This is a genomic window from Bacteroidia bacterium (assembly GCA_027493955.1).
In the GTDB taxonomy this organism is placed as follows: domain Bacteria; phylum Bacteroidota; class Ignavibacteria; order SZUA-365; family SZUA-365; genus JAOSJT01.
In genome coordinates, this window is the sequence record JAOSJT010000001.1 from 2,408,551 (window position 1) to 2,430,283 (window position 21,733).

General features: G+C 56.9%; 7 protein-coding genes. 5 read left to right on the forward strand and 2 right to left on the reverse strand.

The window, feature by feature from the left end; translation table 11 throughout:
* Window positions 1-156: 156 nt before the first annotated feature.
* Entirely contained in the window at window positions 157-8,952 is an 8,796-nt protein-coding gene (locus M5R41_09110; protein ID MCZ7556546.1) for a hypothetical protein, read from the reverse strand.
* 1,176 nt (window positions 8,953-10,128) lie between these two features.
* On the opposite strand from M5R41_09110, the gene M5R41_09115 reads away from it, so the two are divergent.
* Window positions 10,129-10,671, forward strand: a complete 543-nt coding sequence (locus M5R41_09115; GenBank protein ID MCZ7556547.1) for a hypothetical protein — start codon at window positions 10,129-10,131, stop codon at window positions 10,669-10,671.
* 71 nt (window positions 10,672-10,742) lie between these two features.
* Here the strand turns inward: M5R41_09115 and M5R41_09120 are convergent, their stop codons facing one another.
* On the reverse strand, window positions 10,743-11,975 hold the full coding sequence (locus M5R41_09120; GenBank protein MCZ7556548.1) for an NYN domain-containing protein: 1,233 nt from the start codon (window positions 11,973-11,975) through the stop codon (window positions 10,743-10,745).
* Window positions 11,976-12,622: 647 nt separating this feature from the next.
* Here M5R41_09120 and M5R41_09125 point away from each other — a divergent pair.
* The 4 genes from M5R41_09125 (at window position 12,623) to M5R41_09140 (ending at window position 21,454) form a co-directional block, all read left to right on the forward strand.
* On the forward strand, window positions 12,623-14,293 hold the full coding sequence (locus M5R41_09125; GenBank protein MCZ7556549.1) for a T9SS type A sorting domain-containing protein: 1,671 nt from the start codon (window positions 12,623-12,625) through the stop codon (window positions 14,291-14,293).
* A gap of 872 nt (window positions 14,294-15,165) precedes the next feature.
* Complete coding sequence (locus tag M5R41_09130) at window positions 15,166-16,839, forward strand: T9SS type A sorting domain-containing protein (GenBank protein ID MCZ7556550.1); 1,674 nt, start codon at window positions 15,166-15,168, stop codon at window positions 16,837-16,839.
* Between the two features lie 646 nt (window positions 16,840-17,485).
* Window positions 17,486-19,111 (forward strand): T9SS type A sorting domain-containing protein, encoded by a 1,626-nt coding sequence (locus M5R41_09135; protein ID MCZ7556551.1) that lies wholly within the window; start codon window positions 17,486-17,488, stop codon window positions 19,109-19,111.
* Window positions 19,112-19,789: 678 nt separating this feature from the next.
* A complete protein-coding gene (locus M5R41_09140; GenBank protein MCZ7556552.1) occupies window positions 19,790-21,454 on the forward strand; it encodes a T9SS type A sorting domain-containing protein in 1,665 nt (554 codons plus the stop codon).
* The last annotated feature ends 279 nt before the right edge of the window (window positions 21,455-21,733 follow it).

Here is a 21,733-nt window from a genome sequence, read left to right on the forward strand (position 1 = left end):
CATCCACCATGCTCTTCGGTCGCTATGATGCGGGTAGCACCCTGTATGACGTTGCGTCATGGTGGCACGCGCAGAGGATTTCAGACGTTAATCCATCACCAAACGCGAGACGGCCGCTCCATGGAGCGGCCGTCTCGGAGTCAGGATGGTCGATGCTTACTTGACGAGCATCATGGTCTTTACGGCGGAGAACTTGCGTCCGTCCGAACCGGTCGCGATCAACCTGTAGGTGTAGATACCCGATGGGAGATCGGCACCGGCGGCGCGGGAGTTCCACACCACCGAATGACGTCCTTCGCGTACCTCGCCATCCACGAGCACCGCCACCAGGTTACCGAGCGCATTGTACACCGTCAGATGCACTTCGCTGTTGACCGGCACGGAATACTCGATGGTTGTCGAGGGATTGAAGGGATTCGGATGATTCTGGAAGAGCTGGAAGTCCGAAGGCATGACTTCGGCGCTCGCGCTCTTGGGAGGCGGCACAGCATGATAGCCGGCGAAGAAGCGACCTTCGTCGAAGCCCTGGTTATAGGCGTCGAGCGCGGCCGAAATATCCGCAAGCGAAACAGTACCGGTGCTTCCACCACCCAGCGCCGTGTTGGCGAGAGCCAGCAGATCAGCCAGCGTCTTGTTCGTGCCGTTGGAGCCCAGATGGGTGAGCACCGAAGGCGGAATATAATTCACCACGTACGTACCAAGACCGAGATCGTCGCCGTCACCGCAGATGCCGTTGACGTAGTTCGGATCCTCCGTCCTCATGTACGGCGTCGAAGGAGCCGGCAGGTTGAATGCCGCCAAACCCGGATCGAGTCGCAGATTGAGTGCGAAGGTAATGGCCTGGGCAAGCAGTCCATTGCGGAAACGCTGGCCCTGAAGCGGATACGGTATTGTCGTGGAGCAGTTGTTGGTGAACGTCGCATCGCCAACCGGCAGGGTTGCGGCAGGACCGCCGCCCGGCAGTTTGTTGATGACACACTGTGCGTCGTTGACGGTGATAGTCAGTGACCGCCCCGGCTGACCCAACACGATGGGACCACTGGAGAGAAGTTGCTGAATCAGCGCCAGACGCCGCGGATGGCCGATACCACACCAGCTACCGTTGGCGTTGCCGTATGCACCCTGGGTAAGAGTGAAGTACTGGCAGCGGCCTTCGGTAACAACTTGGCTCACCTCGAGCGAAGTGTTGCCGCAGGCATCTGTCGCAACCCATGTACGGGTGTGCTCCTTTTCGCCACTCGGCAGCACCACGGTTGTGGTGGACACGATGGTCACAGTCGGGTTGGTGTCGCAATTATCCGTCACGGTCGGATCATCGAAATCCCAAATCGATGCACACAACACGTCCTTGTCAGGAGCGGCGGTGAGCACGGGCGGGACGTCATCAGCGACAGTGATGGTCTGGGTGACAGTGCCCGTCGTATTACCACACTCGTCCTCCGCGGCCCATGTGCGGGACACGGAATACTCCTGCGGACAATTTCCGGGTACGATGACATCCTGTCCGACCTGATTTACCGTCACCGTGCCGCAATTGTCCGTGGCGGTCGGGGTGGTAAATACCACCTGCTGATCACAGGGGATCGTTGCGTCAGCGGGAATGATATCCCAGGTCGGCGGGGTCGTGTCCTCGATGGTGAAGGTCGCGGAAGTCGAAGCGGTGTTACCGCACTCGTCGGTTGCCGTGAACGTCACCGTTGCGGCGCCCGTGGCACCACAAAGGTCGGACAACGCCGTGAAGTCATGCGACCAGCTTACGCTGCCGCAGTTGTCTGTCGCAGTTGCACCGCCATTGTTGGCGAGCCACGCGGTGAGTGCCGCCTGATTACCCTGGCCGTCGCACTCGACGGTCTCATCCGAAGCGGAAGTGAGGGCCGGTGGTGTGGTATCCTGCACATTGATGGTCTGGACAAACTGCTGCGTGTTGCCGCAATTGTCCGTAGCCGTCCATGTACGAGTCAGGGTGTAGTTCGAGGCGCAGTTGCCATTCGTACGGGATTCGTTGTACACAATGTCCACGTTCGTATCGCAATTGTCCGTCGCGGTCGGATTGGCAGGTGTTGGCACCACATCACACTCAACCGTGATCGGCGTCTGCGGAAGACCGCTCATCACCGGCGGAGTCGTATCCTGCACGTTGATGGTCTGGACGAACTGCTGCGTGTTACCGCAATTGTCCGTCGCCGTCCACGTACGGGTCAGCGTGTAGGTGTCGAGGCAGGGACCATTGGTACGAACCTCGCCATAGACGATGTCCACGCTGGCGTCGCAATTGTCCGTTGCGGTGACGACGGGAGGAGTCGGAACCGCGTCGCATTGCACCGTAAGCGGTGTCTGCGGCAGACCACTCATCACCGGCGGTGTCGTATCCTGCACGTTGATCGTCTGCACAAACTGCTGCGTGTTGCCGCAGTTGTCCGTCGCCGTCCAGGTGCGGGTCAGCGTGTACGTGTCGAGGCACGGACCATTGGTACGCACTTCGCCGTAAACAATGTTCACACTGGCGTCGCAGTTATCCGTGGCGGTCACGGTCGGCGGATTGGGTACCGCATCGCACTGCACCGTGATCGGGGTTTGTGGTAAGCCGCTCATGACCGGCGGCGTGGTATCCTGCACGTTGATCGTTTGGACGAAACGCTGCGTGTTGCCGCAGTTATCCGTAGCCGTCCACGTGCGGGTCAACGTGTACGTGTCGAGGCACGGACCATTGGTGCGCACTTCGCCATATACAATGTCAACGTTGGCGTCACAGTTATCCGTCGCAGTGATGACCGGGGGATTCGGAACCGCGCTGCACTCGACAGTGATCGGGGTCTGAGGGAGACCACTCATCACCGGCGGCGTGGTATCCTGCACGTTGATCGTTTGCACGAAACGCTGCGTGTTACCGCAGTTGTCCGTGGCGGTCCACGTGCGGGTTAGCGTGTAGGTGTCGAGGCACGGACCGTTGGTACGAACTTCGCCATACACGATATCCACCTGCGTGTCGCAGTTGTCGGTCGCCGTCGGAGTTGCCGGAGCGGGTACTGCGTCGCACTGCACCGTGATCGGTGTTTGCGGCAGACCGCTCATAACCGGCGGAGTCGTGTCTTGTACGTTGATGGTCTGCACGAAACGCTGCGTGTTGCCGCAGTTGTCCGTTGCAGTCCAAGTGCGGGTAAGGGTGTACGTGTCGAGGCACGGACCGTTGGTGCGCACTTCGCCATACACGATATCCACCTGCGTGTCGCAGTTATCCGTGGCAGTCACAACCGGCGGATTCGGAACATTGTCGCACTGCACCGTGATCGGTGTCGGCGGCAGACCGCTCATCACCGGCGGCGTCGTATCCTGCACGTTGATCGTCTGCACGAAACGCTGTGTGTTACCGCAGTTGTCCGTCGCAGTCCATGTGCGGGTCAAAGTGTATGTGTCGAGGCACGGCCCGTTGGTGCGCACTTCGCCATACACGATGTCCACCTGCGTGTCACAGTTGTCGGTCGCAGTAACGACCGGCGGATTCGGGACAGCATCACACTGCACCGTGATCGGCGTCGGCGGCAGACCACTCATCACCGGCGGGGTCGTATCCTGCACGTTGATCGTCTGCACGAAACGCTGCGTGTTACCGCAGTTGTCCGTTGCCGTCCATGTGCGGGTCAAGGTGTAGGTGTCGAGGCACGGACCGTTGGTACGCACTTCACCATACACAATGTCCACCTGCGTGTCACAGTTGTCCGTGGCAGTTACTGTCGGCGGATTGGGTACCGCATCGCACTGCACGGTGATCGGGGTCTGGGGCAGACCGCTCATCACCGGCGGTGTGGTATCCTGCACGTTGATGGTCTGCACGAACTGCTGCGTGTTACCGCAGTTGTCCGTCGCTGTCCATGTGCGGGTCAGTGTGTAGGTATCGAGGCACGGACCGTTGGTGCGCACTTCGCCATACACAATGTCCACGTTGGTATCACAGTTATCCGTCGCGGTGACGACGGGGGGATTCGGTACCGCACTGCACTCGACCGTAATCGGGGTCTGGGGCAGACCGCTCATCACCGGAGGAGTGGTATCCTGCACATTGATGGTCTGGACAAAGCGCGCAGTGTTGCCGCAGTTGTCCGTAGCAATCCAGGTGCGGGTCAGCGTGTAGGTGTCGAGGCACGGACCGTTGGTGCGTACTTCCGTGTAGGTAATATCAACAGACTGATCGCAGTTGTCTGTTGCGGTGACGTTTGCGGGACTCGGGACCGCGCTGCATTCCACCGTGATCGGAGTCTGCGGTGTGCCGGCGAAAATCGGCGGGGTTGTATCCTGCACGTTGATGGTCTGCACGAATTGCTGCGTATTGCCGCAATTATCCGTGGCGGTCCACGTGCGGGTCAGTGTGTAGGTGTCGAGGCACGGACCGTTGGTGCGCACTTCGCCATACACGATATCCACCTGCGTGTCGCAGTTGTCTGTCGCTGTGGGCGTGGCCGGAGCCGGAACCGCGCTACACTCGACGGTAATCGGGGTCTGCGGGAGACCACTCATCACCGGCGGCGTGGTATCCTGCACGTTGATGGTTTGCACGAACTGTTGCGTGTTACCGCAGTTGTCCGTGGCCGTCCACGTGCGGGTCAGCGTGTAGGTGTCGAGGCACGGACCGTTGGTACGCACTTCGCCATACACAATATCCACTTGCGTGTCGCAGTTGTCGGTCGCCGTCGGGGTTGCCGGAGCGGGTACTGCGTCGCACTGCACCGTGATCGGTGTTTGCGGCAGACCGCTCATAACCGGCGGCGTCGTATCCTGCACGTTGATGGTCTGCACGAAGCGCTGCGTGTTACCGCAGTTGTCCGTGGCTGTCCACGTCCGGGTGAGTGTGTAGGTATCGAGGCACGGACCGTTGGTGCGCACTTCGCCATACACGATATCCACCTGCGTGTCGCAGTTATCCGTGGCAGTCACAACCGGCGGATTCGGAACATTGTCGCACTGCACCGTGATCGGTGTCGGCGGCAGACCGCTCATCACCGGCGGCGTGGTATCAACGACATTGATGGTCTGCACAAACCGCTGCGTATTGCCGCAGTTGTCCGTCGCAGTCCATGTGCGGGTCAGCGTGTAGGAGTCTACACACGGGCCATTGGTGCGCACTTCACCATACACTATATCAACTTGTGTGTCGCAGTTGTCGGTGGCGGTAACGACCGGTGGATTCGGGACAGCACTACACTGCACCGTGACCGGTGTCGGCGGCAGACCACTCATCACCGGCGGAGTAGTATCAACGACGTTGATGGTCTGTATGAATCGCTGCGTGTTACCGCAGTTGTCCGTTGCCGTCCACGTGCGGGTCAAGGTGTATGTGTCGAGGCACGGACCGTTGGTGCGCACTTCGCCATACACAATGTCCACCTGCGTGTCACAATTGTCTGTGGCAGTCACTGTCGGCGGATTGGGTACCGCATCGCACTGCACGGTGATCGGGGTCTGGGGCAGACCGCTCATCACCGGCGGTGTGGTATCCTGCACGTTGATGGTCTGCACGAAACGCTGCGTGTTGCCGCAGTTGTCCGTCGCCGTCCATGTGCGGGTCAGTGTGTAGGTATCGAGACACGGGCCATTGGTGCGCACTTCGCCATACACGATATCCACGTTGGCGTCACAGTTATCCGTCGCGGTGACGACGGGGGGATTCGGAACCGCGCTGCACTCGACCGTGATCGGGGTCTGTGGCAGACCGCTCATCACCGGCGGAGTGGTATCCTGCACATTGATGGTCTGGACAAAGCGGGCAGTGTTGCCGCAGTTGTCCGTGGCCGTCCACGTGCGGGTCAGCGTGTATGTGTCGAGGCACGGACCGTTGGTACGCACTTCGCCATACACGATATCCACAGACTGATCGCAATTGTCTGTCGCCGTGACGTTTGCGGGATTCGGAACCGCGCTGCATTCCACCGTGATCGGGGATGGCGGCGTCCCGGCAAGAATCGGCGGCGTGGTATCCTGCACGTTGATCGTTTGCACGAACTGTTGCGTGTTACCGCAGTTGTCCGTGGCCGTCCACGTGCGGGTCAACGTGTACGTGTCGAGGCACGGACCGTTGGTGCGTACTTCACCGTATACAATGTCGACATTGTTGTCACAGTTGTCCGATGCCGTGGGAGTAGCCGGAGCCGGAACCGCGCTGCACTCGACGGTAAGCGGGGTCTGGGGCAGACCACTCATGACCGGCGGGGTGGTATCCTGCACATTGATCGTCTGCACGAACTGCTGCGTGTTACCGCAGTTGTCCGTGGCGGTCCACGTGCGGGTCAGCGTGTAGGTGTCGAGGCACGGACCGTTGGTACGCACTTCGCCATACACGATATCCACCTGCGTATCGCAGTTGTCGGTCGCCGTCGGGGTTGCCGGAGCGGGTACTGCGTCGCACTGCACTGTGATCGGCGTCTGGGGAAGACCGCTCATCACCGGCGGGGTCGTGTCCTGCACATTGATGGTCTGCACAAAGACGCTCGTATTGCCGCAGGCATCCGTCGCGGTCCATGTGCGGGTGAGTGTATATGTATCGAGACACGGACCGTTGGTGCGCGTTTCACCGTATGTCACGACCGGATTCGGATCGCAATTGTCCGTTGCGGTCAGTGTCGGCGCCGTCGGAACGGCATTGCATTCCACGGTCAGTGGCGTAGGTGGTGTGTTATTGATGACCGGCGCCTGAGTGTCGACGACGAAGATCGTCTGCGAACACACGGCGGTATTCCCCCACAGGTCGGTCGCCCGCCAGGTGCGGGTAACGCTGTAGTTCTGCGGACATGATCCCGGCGTGGTCACATCACCGACGATAATCACCACGGGGTTCGGATCACAATTGTCCGTCACCGTGGGAGGTGTGAACGGGAGGGTCGTCGGAGCAGGACAGCTGATTGTCTGATCGTCGGCACAGCCCATGGTAGGCGGCGTCACATCCTGGACCTGCACGGTAGCCTGACACATGGCCGAACAATTGTTGGCATCGGTCACGGTCAGCATCAGCGTGTAGCTGACGTTATTCGCATTGCCCGCTGTCACAGATACCGTCGGCGAAGTCGTCGATCCGTTGATCGTTCCGTTACCGCTGATGGTCCATTGGTAGCCGCTCATGTTTGCAGGACCCGCATGCACGGTCGTCGCACCCGGACAAACCGGATCGGTGTTGGTGATGATGCAGGACGGAAGCGGATTGACGGTCACCGTGGTTGAACAGGTACTGAAGCATCCATCAACACTTTCGGTGGTAAGGATCACAGTATAGCTGCCGTCAGCGGTTGCGTCCACTGTCAGTTGTTGGCCGTTCGTCGGTCCGACGATGGTACCGTTCCCCGTGACCTGCCAGCTGTAGCCGACGATGTTTACTGGTGGCGTATTATTCGCCGGTGCGAAATAGGTGTGTCCGGGCGAAAACGCACAGACTGCCGTGGGCCCGCCCGTTATGGCGCACGCCGGTTGCGGATACAGCGACAAGGTCGCGCTGCAACCCTGAGATTGAAGACCGTTCGCATCTGTGAGCACCGCAGTATAAGTACCAACGGTGTTAGGTCCGGCGGTGATGGTAATTGCGAAGGTACTCGCGCTGAAGTTATTCGGTCCGGTCCAACTCACCGTGTACGGTGGTGTACCTTGCGCGATTCTCGCAGCGGTGAAGGTGACTTGTTCGCCAAGGCAGGCTGTCTCCGAGGCCGGCGTCACGGCGCATTCCGGCGGTGGGACGAAGTTACCGAAGTTCACATTCCCTTGCACGGAGACTGTTCCGCTGAGGTCCACAGACCAGGATTCCGGACCATACCCGAGAGCGAGCCCCGGTGCGGAGGTTGCAATACCCGTTGCAACACCTACGGTCGTATTGATCTGAGGGTAGGACTGATCCCACGTAGACGGAGGAGTCTGGGTAAAGGCGGCAGTCGGGTAATTCGGGCCTGAGGTCGGTCCCTGATATTTCTCGCTCACTGTATAGATTGCCTGCGGAAGCCCGGTCAGGCTATACGCACCGGCATTATCCGTGAGTTCGGTGTAGGATACCGGGAAACCACCGACAATGGTGGAGATGTAAATGGGCCAACCTTCGAGCACGGGTTCGTTGTTGTCACGCACACCGTTGTTGTTGGCATCGTACCATTTGATTCCCGAAATCTCTCCGAGCGGTGCCGGAGGAATGGGGATGGAAACCGTTCTGTTCCCCTGCGTCAGATAGGTGTGCCCCGATGATCCCGGTACATAGCCGGATCCCTGCCTGCTGTCCGTACTGAACGGCGGCGCAGCGTACAAATATCCACCCCAATTATTTGTAGGCGGATTATTGAGCTGTGACTGCAGGGAGAGAGTCCAGATGAAGGTCTGGGAAAGATGAAGATTGAAATAAATGTAGAGGTTCGTGTAGGTGCCGGAAAAACCACGGTTCAGGAGATCCTGTCTCGTGATGATGAAACATCGCTCGGCATCGGTGACTCCACCGACCGGGTAACCGGCGCCGGTGGAACGATGGACCTGCGAATTCGGCAGATTCATGAGCGTGTAGCCCGTCCAGGTGTATTCGGTCTGATTATTCTGGGCAGTCTGAAGTTGCGCGACCGTGGTCAATGGGTATGCGCTGCCGTTCGACTGCGGCCATCCGTCTCCGGTGGGCGAGGAACCCACCTGAATACCGCGCACAAGATCCACGAAGCGTGCGGAGGGATTGCCTTTCGAAAAATCATAGCAGATCACGATATCTGAAAAGCTGGTGTTGTTCAGATTCACGTTCTGCAAGGTCAGGCGGTAGGGAACCCACTCGCCTTCATCCCAGGCATTGCCCAAGTTGCCTGTCGTCCAGCCGGTCGTGACATTCGTCCCGCTGGTAATATTCGCCCTGAAACCCTCGTAGCGGTCAACAGACCAACCGGTCTGCGCATGGAGGGACGGAGCAAGCAGAAGTAACAGGAGTGCCAGGAGCACTCCTCTGGTACAGTTCATGATGCCTCCTCATGAATTGTGATAAAATGAATGAGATTCGTCATTATGGATTTTTATTGTTACCCCCAACGTTTCGACAGGGGTTGATGCGCTTGAAAATTGATGTTCGCATTCTTGTGCGTATCGATGAATAGGGCCTTGCAGATCGAGCCTCGTCCGAAACAGGAATCTTCACACAGCACGAAAGCTCGTGCGATTTTCGGGGTGAAATCCCCTCAGTTGGCAGGAAAACTGAGCCAGAGATAATTTTTGACGGTGTAACATACGAAGCATTCATAGCCCATGTCAAGTATACGCGTCCGAATATCGGACGATTTCATCATCACCGCGAGATTTTTGAATACGAGATCACAGTCCAGGAAACACATCATCTTATCGCATACAGCAACAATTCCCTATAAGAGACGCTTTGGTTCCCAATATCCATGTATTTTGGTGTTCGACGACAGGTGGAAATTCATTTTTCTGGTAAACCAGAGTTGGAGACAATCACAAGCCCGGATCACATTACTCCGTTACACATGGATAATCCTCCTTATTTTCGATGAAAGTTCCCCCTTCACCGGGTTGCATATTTTTTTCTTGTTGAATACCGGGCCAGCTTGGGATCAATCAATTTTTTTTTTAAGACGATTTGTGCGTTGTCACGTTTTTCTCCCTCACTATAACACTTAGTCCGCGTCCGACAGCAAACAACGGATACATTTCCGACTATTTGGAAGCTCACCTGTGTCGAAGACCATACATCTGAATGCGGCGTTGTATCCTCCCCAGTCTGTCACGGTATCTCCGCCGGACCCGGATTCGGCACATATGAATTGGACACAGGGACTTAGACACAAGGCATCGGCGCGATTGACAATACGGAAGCACACACGTACATTACATCCAACGATTCACAGACAGAGACGGACCGTACCCGAATGGAGATACTCCACCACATCGTATTATTCTGATATTACACACCTGCATTATACTTTTCAATGCATCGCCCTGGCGACGTACCGCAGGAGAGCAGGAACAGGATGGGCATCCTGGAGAGTACAGCGCAGTATGGTACGCGGAGTGGTTCCGCCGGTTTCCGTAAACTCCTTTTCCTCTTGAACGGCATGGATTATACCTTGGGGTTTTCCAATAGATTTTCGCACCAGACGATTCAAACGCAAGGAGGCAGCAATGCGACGGACACGTGCACAGGTGACACTGGTCATACTTCTGGCCGCGATACAGTGGGCCGGCTGCGGCGGCATGGAGGAAACACATTCCTATTCATGGTGGAAGATCGCCTTCGATCTCCCCCTCCAATGCCGTGGTCCCATCGAGCTCGGGATTGGAGCGGTTGCCTTTGTCTATCCCGCCGACAGCGAACCCGGGCAGGCGAAGGTCGAAATTACGTTGATCGCCGTTCCTGCCGATCTTCAGAACAGTCTGGATAATGACCAGGATGCAATTCTGGACTTCGTGAAAGGGACATTTCTCGGCACAACCAGCAGGGCGGACGAGAACATCGAGCGTACATTTCTGGGCAACAACATCGTCGGAGACGTGCAGAACATCACCATACCACGACGCGGCCAGATGGAGACCTACCTTATTCCGCTCAGTGACGGAGATATGGTCGCCGTATCGGTGATGCATGCTGCTGAAACGGCGGCGGATCACTCTACCCGCGTCGTTGAAGCTCTCGCTGCCACTTTGAAAGAAGTACCCTTGAAGTGAGCAGCATCGCGTTTTCCGGATCTACACAGTACTCCGGTACCGCCGGCTGTGCACCGCGCCGGATTGAATATTTATTTCAAGACGACAATATCCAGTGCGGCCGGACCACGGAAATTCTCTCCCGGTGTGTACTCCACCTGATCGTTTACTGTGAGATCAGGGAAGGCCGCATTACGCACATCCGCATGGAAGAAGTAAATATTTTCCTCACCGGAATCGGGTGTGATAAATCCGAATCCGTCACGCAGGTAATGTATTCTCCCTGTGACACGCGGTGCATACTCCTCTTCACCAAAGTCCGTCAATGGGGAATGCGTCGAAGACGGGTCCGCGAGGGGATACACCTCGAAGATGGAGTCCGTCGCATGCTCCGGATTCTCCGTCCTGTCGTTCCCGGGTTCGCTGCGCGGATCCGCCGCTCCGGACGCAGTATCTGACTCGGTCAACCCATCGGTGTCTCCACCGGGGCGATCCGCAGCAAGACCAGAGACCTCTGTCACCGCCGCAGCAGCAGCCCCGTCCTGGCCGGGCACGTGCGACGCATCCACATCGAAGCGGAGTTTATGCTGCAGACGGGCCGCCGCATTCTGGCGTCGGGCTTCGTTGACGGGAATGAAGAGCGCCTGGATTGCGGGATCACCAATCATGCTTCCCTGTTCGATACGCTCGGACATCATCACCGGATAGGTGGCTTCGCGGAGAAGGATTTGGGCTGTTTTCGTTTCACGCTCCTGCCCTTCGCGTGAGGTGTAACGGAAATCCCAGCCAAGCACCATGACACGGGTTCCGACGGAATTCAATTTCCTCACCAGCGGCAGAAAATCCCCATCGCTCGCTACCAGCACGCATACCTCATAGCGTTTCAACAGCGCGAGTTCGTATGCTTCGAGCGCCATCCAGACATCGATGCCTTTCTCACCAGTCGGGGAGAGCGGAAGGTAGTGCGTCGTCACACCTTCGCGAAGCAGCACATCATCAAAGGTCCGCTCCTTCACCAGCACATCGCGCTGATCGGCGTCGACGGTTCTGAGTCTGCCTCGAAAATAATGCGCATCCACGATCTGACAATAGCGAGCGTCGGTCCCGTCGGTTCTGGCTATCTCCTGACGGATGAAATCGTGCAACCCGCTGATACTGATGCGCGAATGCCTGCGGTGATGAAACTGATAGTAATTGCTTACGTGCGAAAAGAAATTCCCGTCATAAAACACGGCAATCTTGGTGAACTCGATAATGGACATCACGAACCCCGAAATAAATGAAAGAAAACCATCAATCAATGCATCGTGTGCCGGAATAATCATGCCCGGCAGGTTCCTGAAACATACAGTATTGCCTCACCGCTGTCAAGCCGTTTTGCGGTGGACTGTTTTTGCCCGAGCATACGGCGGTTCGTCGTAACCGGCGTGCCGATATTCCGGTGCACGCCGCTCCCCTTCCCCGCGGCGGTACGCTCTCGCTCCGGGGCCAACGCGCTTCCGGAAGGAGTCACAACGCGCGGGAGGTCCCGTAAACACAGACGACACGGGGAAGGACCTCCATGCTTCCGCATCGTCGCTCATGCCGCGTTCGGCGCCGGGGCTTCGGGGAGCCTGTGACGCGATTCGGATATTTTTTATCAACATACTTGACTTTTACTTTTTCTGTCCGTATGTTGCCGGCGTCGAACTTCCATAGTATTCCCGCACCTATGCGAACACGCGCGACTGCTGTCCGGGCATTTTTTGCTCGGGAAAGACGTCCACACGCGAACGATTCTGCTGTACACACAATCACTGTCGTACACAGTCTTCGTTGAGAAATTCTTGTGGATACGCGCGCATGATGGTTTGTCAGATGGAATCTACCAGGCAGCGACGAGGAGGTTCCGTTTGGAAAATCTTCGTCAGTGTCCGCATTGCGTACGACAATGACCCGAGCCGTATCCCCTTCATCAATCTGAGGAGTTCTCATGAAACGTTTTCTTTCTTCGATACAGCTGTTCGCTGTTTGTGCTCTGCTCGGTAGTGCCACTACGGTACTCGCGCAGAATGGCGGTACGAGTGCCAACGGTCCGTCCACGAACGCGTTGCTCCCTCCCACGACCGCCTTCTCTACCTTTGTCGGACCGGCGGAGATCCGGGGGGACTATGTGGCCGGCGGCGTCGGCATGCGCAACGTCGGTTCCGGAACAATCAACCTCTCCATCCCCGCAGGCGCCACGTTACGTAAGGCGTACTTATTCTGGGCTGTTATCTGGCAAGGGACCCCTCCCTCCGCAAACGGTGATCTGAACAGCACCACGGTCACCGGCGCTCTGCTCGGTTCGAGCGGTTCCCCCTGTTGGGGCGGTGATGCAATCAACTTCTATGGCGCCGACGTCACGGGTGTTGCCGTGAGCGGTATGAACAGTCTCAGCAATTTCCCCAGCGGATTAACCAATAATGCTCCCCCACAGGGGAATGTCGTGTATCCGCTCATGGAAGGCGCGACGCTGGTGCTCGTGTTCAACCACCCGATGTGGGACTACAATACCATTTCCATTCATACCGGCTCGGTCACCTTCGCCCTTCAGAGCTATGGCCTTTTCGCGGGTGCGTTCACGGGCTGGACTGCGGGTAATCCCGCCGATCAGCTCGCACAGAACACCTTCGTTGTCGCTGACGGACAGGCAATATTCGCGGGTGACGGTACGGGCTTCAACGCGACGGCCACAAGCGGACCGACCACGGGCATCAAGACCGCGGACGCATTCGACGGCGCTGACGGTATTGTACCGGTATCCGCATCCGACGGATTGTGGGACACGCACACGCTGGACGTCAGTTCCTTCTTCCCGAATGGCGTCGCGACCAATGCGAATCCGGAAGTTCTCGCCGGGAGCGGTGCCGACTGCCTCACCTGGGGTGTGCACATCATTTCCGTCAAGACGCGTGTCAACGCCCATGTGGACGTCAAACCCGGTTCCTGCCCGAATTCGTTCAATCCTGGAAACAAGGGTAATCTTCCGGTCGCGATCCTCGGCTCCGCGGGTTTTGACGTCACAAACATTGATCCGGCAACTGTGAAATTGAACGGCGTCTCCCGCACCGGTGGCACGAGCGTCTCGGATGTGTCCATGCCCTACGGTATGTTCCAAATGGGATGCATGGATTGCAACTACGGTGGCCCGGATCTCATGAACGACCTCGTCGTGCATTTCAAATCGCAGGATGTAGCCGCAACATTGGGTCAGGTCGCGTTCAATGACTGCGTCCCTGTCGAGATTACCGGTAACTTCTACGACGGCACGCCGTTCGTGGGTTACGATATTCTCCGCATCGTCGGTGGTTCGCCGAAGGATGCGCCCGAAGCCATTGCGGGCTTCGCGCTGCAGCTCGACCAGAACTCCCCGAATCCCATTGTCGAAGCCACAAGCTTCAGCTATACGCTTCCCGCCGAGGGATTCATGCAGCTGGCCGTGTACAACGCGCTCGGACAGAAGATCGCCACCGTTGCACAGGGTGTGCAGCCCGCCGGTTCACATATGGTGAGCTGGAATGGTTTGAGCGACAACGGCGCCCGCGTCGCACCCGGGGTATACCTCTATCGCCTCGAGACCGGCAGCCAGAGCATTTCGAAGAAGCTGCTCATTTCGAAATAATCTGTGATTTCCTTTTTCCACGACGGCGGCCTCGTTTGGGGCCGCCGTTTTTTTATTTCGCTGCATGGATTTGCCGGGATAGGGTACTGCGTACGGACAATACTTCAATCCCCCCGCAAAAAAAAAGTGCGTCACCTGGGAACATAGCCAATATTGCGCAGTATAACGTTGATTCTCGCGTTTTCATCATTGTTCCCGTTTTTGTTGTACCTCACTGTCAACGAAACAAACCACAGGATTTTTACAGGATCTATCGTTTCTCCATAGCCTGACATCTTCTATACATTCCCGCACATTGCGGAAATCCCGCTGACCGCAGGAATAATACAGCTATTGCCGCAGCTCCACTGCTGTCATGGAATACGGTGCGTTTCCCCGGCATAGCAGTAAGTCCAAAACATCTGAACTGCACCTTGTCACCTGTTTCGAAGCAGATATGACGCACATTGACGCACGAAGCAAGGTATCCGTCAGACGCCCGAACCTACCAACACGCAGTAAACATTGATTCTCGTGAAGAACGCGGTAGACTGCTCCTTTACGCGTACGCACGACAACGTCCCGTACGACACCACAGTAGTCGCGTGTTCCACTGTCCCTGGCTTCGCGGATTCGAGAACCTGACGACTGCTTGAGCAGTCCCGTATGACATTGCACAACAACACTACTTCGCCTGATAGTGTGATCCAATAACACGCACCTTCGCCGGAACATTTGTACCGCACAGCATGATGATCGCATGCAGGTAGCCCTACGATGCGGGTACGGAGACGGCTCATTCCTTTTTGCGAACGAAGGACAAGACAGAGATTCGCAAAAAAGCAAACGCTCATCCACAAAACTCATTTTCCATTCTATACAGGAGTTCTCCTATGAAGCGTTTTCTTTCCCCCATACAGACACTCGCCGTTTGCGCTCTGTTCGCTACGGCAGTGCAGCTTCACGCACAGAACGGCGGCACCGCCGTCAACAATGGTCCTTCGACGAACGTGCTCTTCCCGCCGACTGTCGGGTTAACACAAATGGAGTCATACGAGATCCAGGGCGATTATATCGCAGCCGGGGTTGGGATGCGCAACGTCGGTTCCGGCACAATCAACCTTTCGATTCCCGCAGGAGCAACTCTGCGAAAGGCGTACTTGTTCTGGGCTATCATTTGGGACACGACACCTCCCAGTGCAACCGGAGAGCTGAACAGTACGCCAATTTCGGGAGCGCTGCTCGGTTCGAGTGGATCTCCGTGTTGGGGCGGCACCGCCATTAATTTCTATGCCGCGGACGTCACAAACGAGGCCGTCAGCGGTGTGAACAACCTGAGCGGCTTTCCCAGTGGCCTGACGGACAATTCTGCGCCGATTGGTAATGCGACGTTCCCGCTTCTTGAAGGTGCGACACTGGTGCTCGTATTCAGTCATCCGCTGTGGGATTACAATACGATTTCGATATACACCGGTGCGAACACTTTTTCGCTGGAACCATCCATTCTCTACAACGTCGGCACCTACACCGGTCGTGATGCAGGCAATCCCGCAGATCAGCTTGCACAGCATACTTACATTGTGGCCGACGGCCAGGCGCGATTCCTTGGCGATGGTACGGCATTCAACGGCACGCCAACGAGCGGCCCGACCACAGCGGTAAAGACAGGGGATGCGTTTGACGGCGAAGACGGCATTGTTCCCGTTTCGGCCACCGACGGGCTGTGGGATACGCACACTCTCGATGTGAGTTCCTTCTTCCCGCATGGTGTATCCACGAACGCCGTTCCGGAGGCCAGTGCTGGTTCCGGGGGCGACTGCATCACCTGGGGTGCGCACATCATATCGGTCAAAACAGCACTCAACGCCCATGTGGACGTCAAACCCGGTTCCTGCCCGAACTCTTTCAATGTGCAGCAAAAAGGCAATCTCCCGGTTGCAATTCTTGGATCAGCGGGATTTGACGTCACCGATATCGATCCGGCGACCATTATGCTCAACGGCGTCGCACGTTCCGGCGGCGTTTCCATTTCCGATTCGGCTATGCCGTACGGGATGTTCCAGATGGGATGCATGGACTGCAACACTGGCGGAGCGGATGGATTTGACGACCTCGTTGTGCATTTCAATGCGCAGGCGGTTTCCGCGACATTGGGTCTGGTTGCGACCAACGACTGCGTACCCGTGGAGATTACCGGCATGTTCTATGACGGCACGCCGTTCTCAGGAACAGATATCCTCCGCATCATCAACAACTCTCCGAAGGACTCCCCGAACGGTATCGCGGGCTTCGCGCTGCAGCTCGACCAGAATTCCCCGAATCCCATTGTCGAAGCCACAAGCTTCAGCTATACGCTTCCCGCCGAGGGATTCATGCAGCTTGCGGTGTACAACGCGCTCGGACAGAAGATCGCCACCGTTGCACAGGGTGTGCAGCCCGCCGGTTCACATATGGTGAGCTGGAATGGTTTGAGCGACAACGGCGCCCGCGTCGCACCCGGGGTATACCTCTATCGCCTCGAGACCGGCAGCCAGAGCATTTCGAAGAAGCTGCTCATTTCGAAATAATCTGTGATTTCCTTTTTCCACGACGGCGGCCTCGTTTCGGGGCCGCCGTTGTCATTTGTGGGCCTCGAATCCGGATTGCAACTTCGGCAGGTCCAGCTCAACAGTTTTCCGACGCAGATTCTCCGACTTCATGCGGCCAACAGGAAGCTCTCCACGCACCGTTATGCACGTTCTCGCCTTTCCGCCTGTATCGCTTCTCCGATCCCACCAGGCTGGATATTCTCTCTCACGGAGGAGATGCTGGCCAGTGATTCCGGATATTTCTTATCTCCATACTTGACATCGGGTATTTGTGTAGAGTATATTTGTCGTACTGGTTTTCATCATACGTCCCTCGCTGACCATTCGGAACCATCACCCCGGATAATGGTTCCGAAGCTGAATCGGACCGGTAGTATGTGATCGTGTGTTTCATGGACACACCGTACACACACCGATTATACCGATGTCTCTCATGATGTGAGAATTGCGCTTACGGGGCACGGTCCTCCCGTCGTCCGGTAATGCAGGATGTTCATGTATACGCATCCACAACTCTCGTGACCACGACTTGAGCGTTGCACCACTCTGTTCTGCACGGAGTCTTTAACGAGATTTCGATACATCCAATCCACTATCACCTACTCACTCTACAGGAACCTCATATATGAAACATCTCCTTTCTTCTATACAGATTCTCGTTGTGGCGGGACTTGTCGCAGCAGCCGTACCGATACAGGCTCAAGACGGCACGGCCGCAAGCAGCAACGGACCAACCGCAAATACATTTTACGGGACGCAACATCCGTTCGTCCAGCTCTACTCAGAGGAGATCCAGGGCGATTATGTCGCCGCGGGAACCGGAATGTGGACAAGCAGCACCGGAAACATCAATCTCACGATCCCGCCTGGTGCTTCGATCGAGAAAGCCTTTCTTTTTTGGGGTGTGCTCTGGTCCGGAACGATCCCATCGAGCAGTTGCACCTTCAACAACACGAATATCAGCGGCGTTTCGCTGGGGTCGAGCGGTTCTCCATGCCGTGGCGGAAGCGGGTTGATCTTCTTCTACGCTGATGTTACAAGTGTGGCCGTCAGTGGCAACAACACGATTGACAATGTACCGAACGGAGTGACGACATATCCTTTAACCGAGGGTGCAACTCTCGTTCTCGTATACAAGCATCCGGCATGGGATTACAACACGGTGACAGTGGTTGGCGGACCGTCAACATTTGTATTCGAGGTTGTAACCAGAGGGCTGGGTACGTATACCGCATACTCTGCTGGCAATCCCGGAGACCAGGTTGTACAGCATACTTATATCGTCGCTGACGGACAGAACGCGGGCGCGGATGGAACAGCCTTCAACAGCACGGCAACGAGCGGACCGGGTACCGGCATTCTTGACCCGGATACCTTTACCGCATCCGACGGTCCTATCTGGGATACACGCACATTTGATGTAAGTTCGATTTTCTCTGTTGGGACACCGACCTCGGCAAACGCAACGATCTCAAGCGCCGCGTTGGCAGGCTTCGGCGATTGTCTCACCTGGGGTGCGCATGTCATCTCCGTGAAAACCGCACTCAACGCGTTTGTTGACGTGAAGCCCGGCACCTGTCCGAATCCGTTCAACGTGAGCAGCAAGGGTGTTCTCCCTGTAGCCATTCTCGGTTCCGCCGGCTTCGACGTTGCCAATATCGATCCGTCTACGGTCACACTCAATGGTGTACCCCGCACTGCCGGCATGGGAATCTCCGATGTCGGAACACCGTATGGCAGTTTCGCTTCGGGCTGCAATGACTGCTCTGCCGCCGGACCCGATATGACGAACGATCTCACACTCCACTTCAGTTCGGCAGCCCTCGCCGCCACGCTCGGAAGCGTCGCGACCAACGACTGCGTTCCTGTTGTCATCGCCGGTCAGTTCTATGACGGCACTCCGTTCAGCGGAACCGACATCCTTCGTATCATCAACAACGCACCGAAAGATTCTCCGAACGGCGTCGCGGGCTTCGAGCTGCAGCTCGACCAGAATTCCCCGAATCCCGTCGTGGGCGGCACCAGCTTCAGCTACACGCTTCCCGCCGAGGGATTCATGCAGCTTGCGGTGTACAACGCGCTCGGACAGAAAATCGCCACCGTTGCGCAGGGTGTGCAGCCCGGAGGTTCACATATGGTGAGCTGGAACGGTTTGAGCGATAACGGCGCCCGTGTCGCACCCGGGGTATACCTCTATCGCCTCGAGACAGGCAGCCAGAGCATTTCGAAGAAGCTGTTGATTTCGAAATAATCTGCGATGTCTTTTTTCCACATCGGCGGCCTCGTTTCGGGGCCGCCGTTTTTTTTTCGCTGCGGGAGACGCAAACATAGCAGTGTCCCGCGATCGTATGGCAGGGTGATGCACGGCGAGCAAGCCGGAGCACCTTGCGTGGAGAAGACGCTCGAAGGAGGAGCAGCCGAAGCGACCATGCCTCCGGCGGGACATCTACATATCATTCGCTGAGGGCGAATCTGTATATATTTCCGACATAAAATTATTTTTTCCCAATCCCTGACAACTCTTGACTTTCCCTTTGCGCTTTTCAATATTTGCACTGTCATGTTTTCACTGCGCGTCATCGTAACGGCAACTGCCACAGGCGGAGATCTGTCATAGGGAGTCTCGTTCCTGTCGCCGCCGGTCATCGTTCACATTCTCCGGCGGCAGCGTGCGGAATGTCGGCTTTACACTCGCCGTTACCGATGCAACCTGAGACGCACTACGCCTTCTTTCCCCGTCTCCTCACGGGGTGACGCAATGACGCTTCGATTGCAGCGTGGACGAGCGCACAGCAATGTGGCGTGGAGTACGCATCAATCCGCCGATCAGCGGTATCGGGGGGACAACACCGTCCATCGTCTGATCTGCAGAAGGTCAACCCGTACCGGTTCATCTTCCCATAGATCTACTAATCTGAGGAGTTCTCCCATGAAACGTTTCATCACGACGATGATGATGCTCATCGCAGGCGTCCTGCTACTCGCAGGACAGACGCTGTCACAAACCGGAGGAATCGCATCCACGAACGGTCCCTCCACCAACATGCTTTACCTTCCAACCACCGATCTCACGTTCTACAGGGGGTGGGTAACTCAAGGCGATTATATCGCTGGTGGCGTTGGTATGCGCAATATCGGTTCCGGGACTATCAATCTTTCCGTTCCAACCGGCGGGATCCTGCACAAGGCCTATCTCTTTTGGGCGATAATCTACGATGGCACTCCGCCGCCGCTTACCGGCACACTGAACGGTACTCCGATCACGGGTACGCTCCAAGGGACCAGTGGCTCTCCCTGCTGGGGCGGGGACGGCATTAATTTCTACAGCGCCGATGTGACCGGGATTGCTGTTGACGGTCTCAACTACCTGACCGGATTTCCCAGTGGTCTGACCAATAATGCTCCGCCGCAAGGGAATATCGTATTCCCTCTTCTTGAAGGAGCGACCCTCGTCTTCGTGTTCAGACACCCGCAATGGGATTACAACATCGTCGCTTTGTACACCGGCGCGAACACCTTTGCGAATCTTGCACAAAGCTACAACGTCGGAACGTATACCGGCCGCGCTGCCGGATATCCCGGCGATCAGGTAGCACAGCATACCTACATCATGGCTGATGGACAAGCCCGATTTGTGGGTGGCGGCACAGCATTCAACGGCAATCCGACTAGCGGTCCCGGCACGGGCATCAAGCCGACCGACGCGTTCGACGGAGCCGATGGCATCATACCCGTCTTCGCGCTGGATGGTCTGTGGGATACCCATACTCTCGATATAAGCACCTATTTCCCACATGGCATATACACGACGGCCATAGCGGAAGCCAGCGCCGTGACGGATTGCATCACCTGGGGTGCGCATGTCATTTCCGTCAAGACCAGGCTGCACTCGTTTGTGGATATCAAACCCGGCTCTTGCCCGAATTCCTTCAATGTCAACAGTAAGGGGAACCTTCCCGTCGCCATACTCGGGTCGCCCGGTTTTGATGTCGCGAATATCGACCCCGCCACAGTCACACTGAACGGCGTACCGGCGACAGGCGGGATGTCCCTGTCCGACGTTTCCACCCCGTACATCGGATACAAAACCGACTGCATGGATTGCAATACGATCGGTCCTGACGGTACGATGGACCGTGTGTTTCATTTCAACAGTCAGGCCGTCGCGGCAACGCTCGGACCCGTTTCGAACAACGACTGCAAGCTCCTGGTAATCGCAGGGGAATTCATGGACGGAACGCCGTTCTCAGGCCGGGACATCATCCGTGTTATCGGCAACATCGCCCCGAAGGAGGCCCCGACAACGGCATCCGGTTACGATTTGCAGCTCGATCAGAATTCTCCGAATCCCGTGACTGACGGCAGCACGTTCAGCTTTACACTTCCCGCGGAGAACCATGTACTTCTCGCGGTGTACAATCTGCTCGGACAGAGAGTAGCGACCATCGTCGACGGTAGCCGTGCGGCAGGTCCGCACAGCGTTGGCTGGAACGGGGTGAGCGATTCGGGCATACGTCTCGCTCCCGGAGTCTACATGTACCGCCTCGAGACCGGCAGCCAGATCATTTCGAAGAAGCTGCTGATTTCGAAATAATCTGCGATTTCCTTTTTTCACAACGGCGGCCTCGCTTCGGGGCCGCCGATTTTCTTCCACACATTCTCCCACACGCATGCGGTGACAGACTACTGCGGAACGAAGCTCCATGCTGTTCGGCCTTTATCTGCACCGCGTGATGCATGCGAAAAGTCCTGAGGCGCAGACTCTGCGGTACGCCTCGTGCGGAGCGTCCTACGGGAGAGGCAAGCGCAGCGGTCGTCCGCGATCGTCCGGCAGGACGACGCACAACGAACGCGCAGGAGCCCCGTACAACGG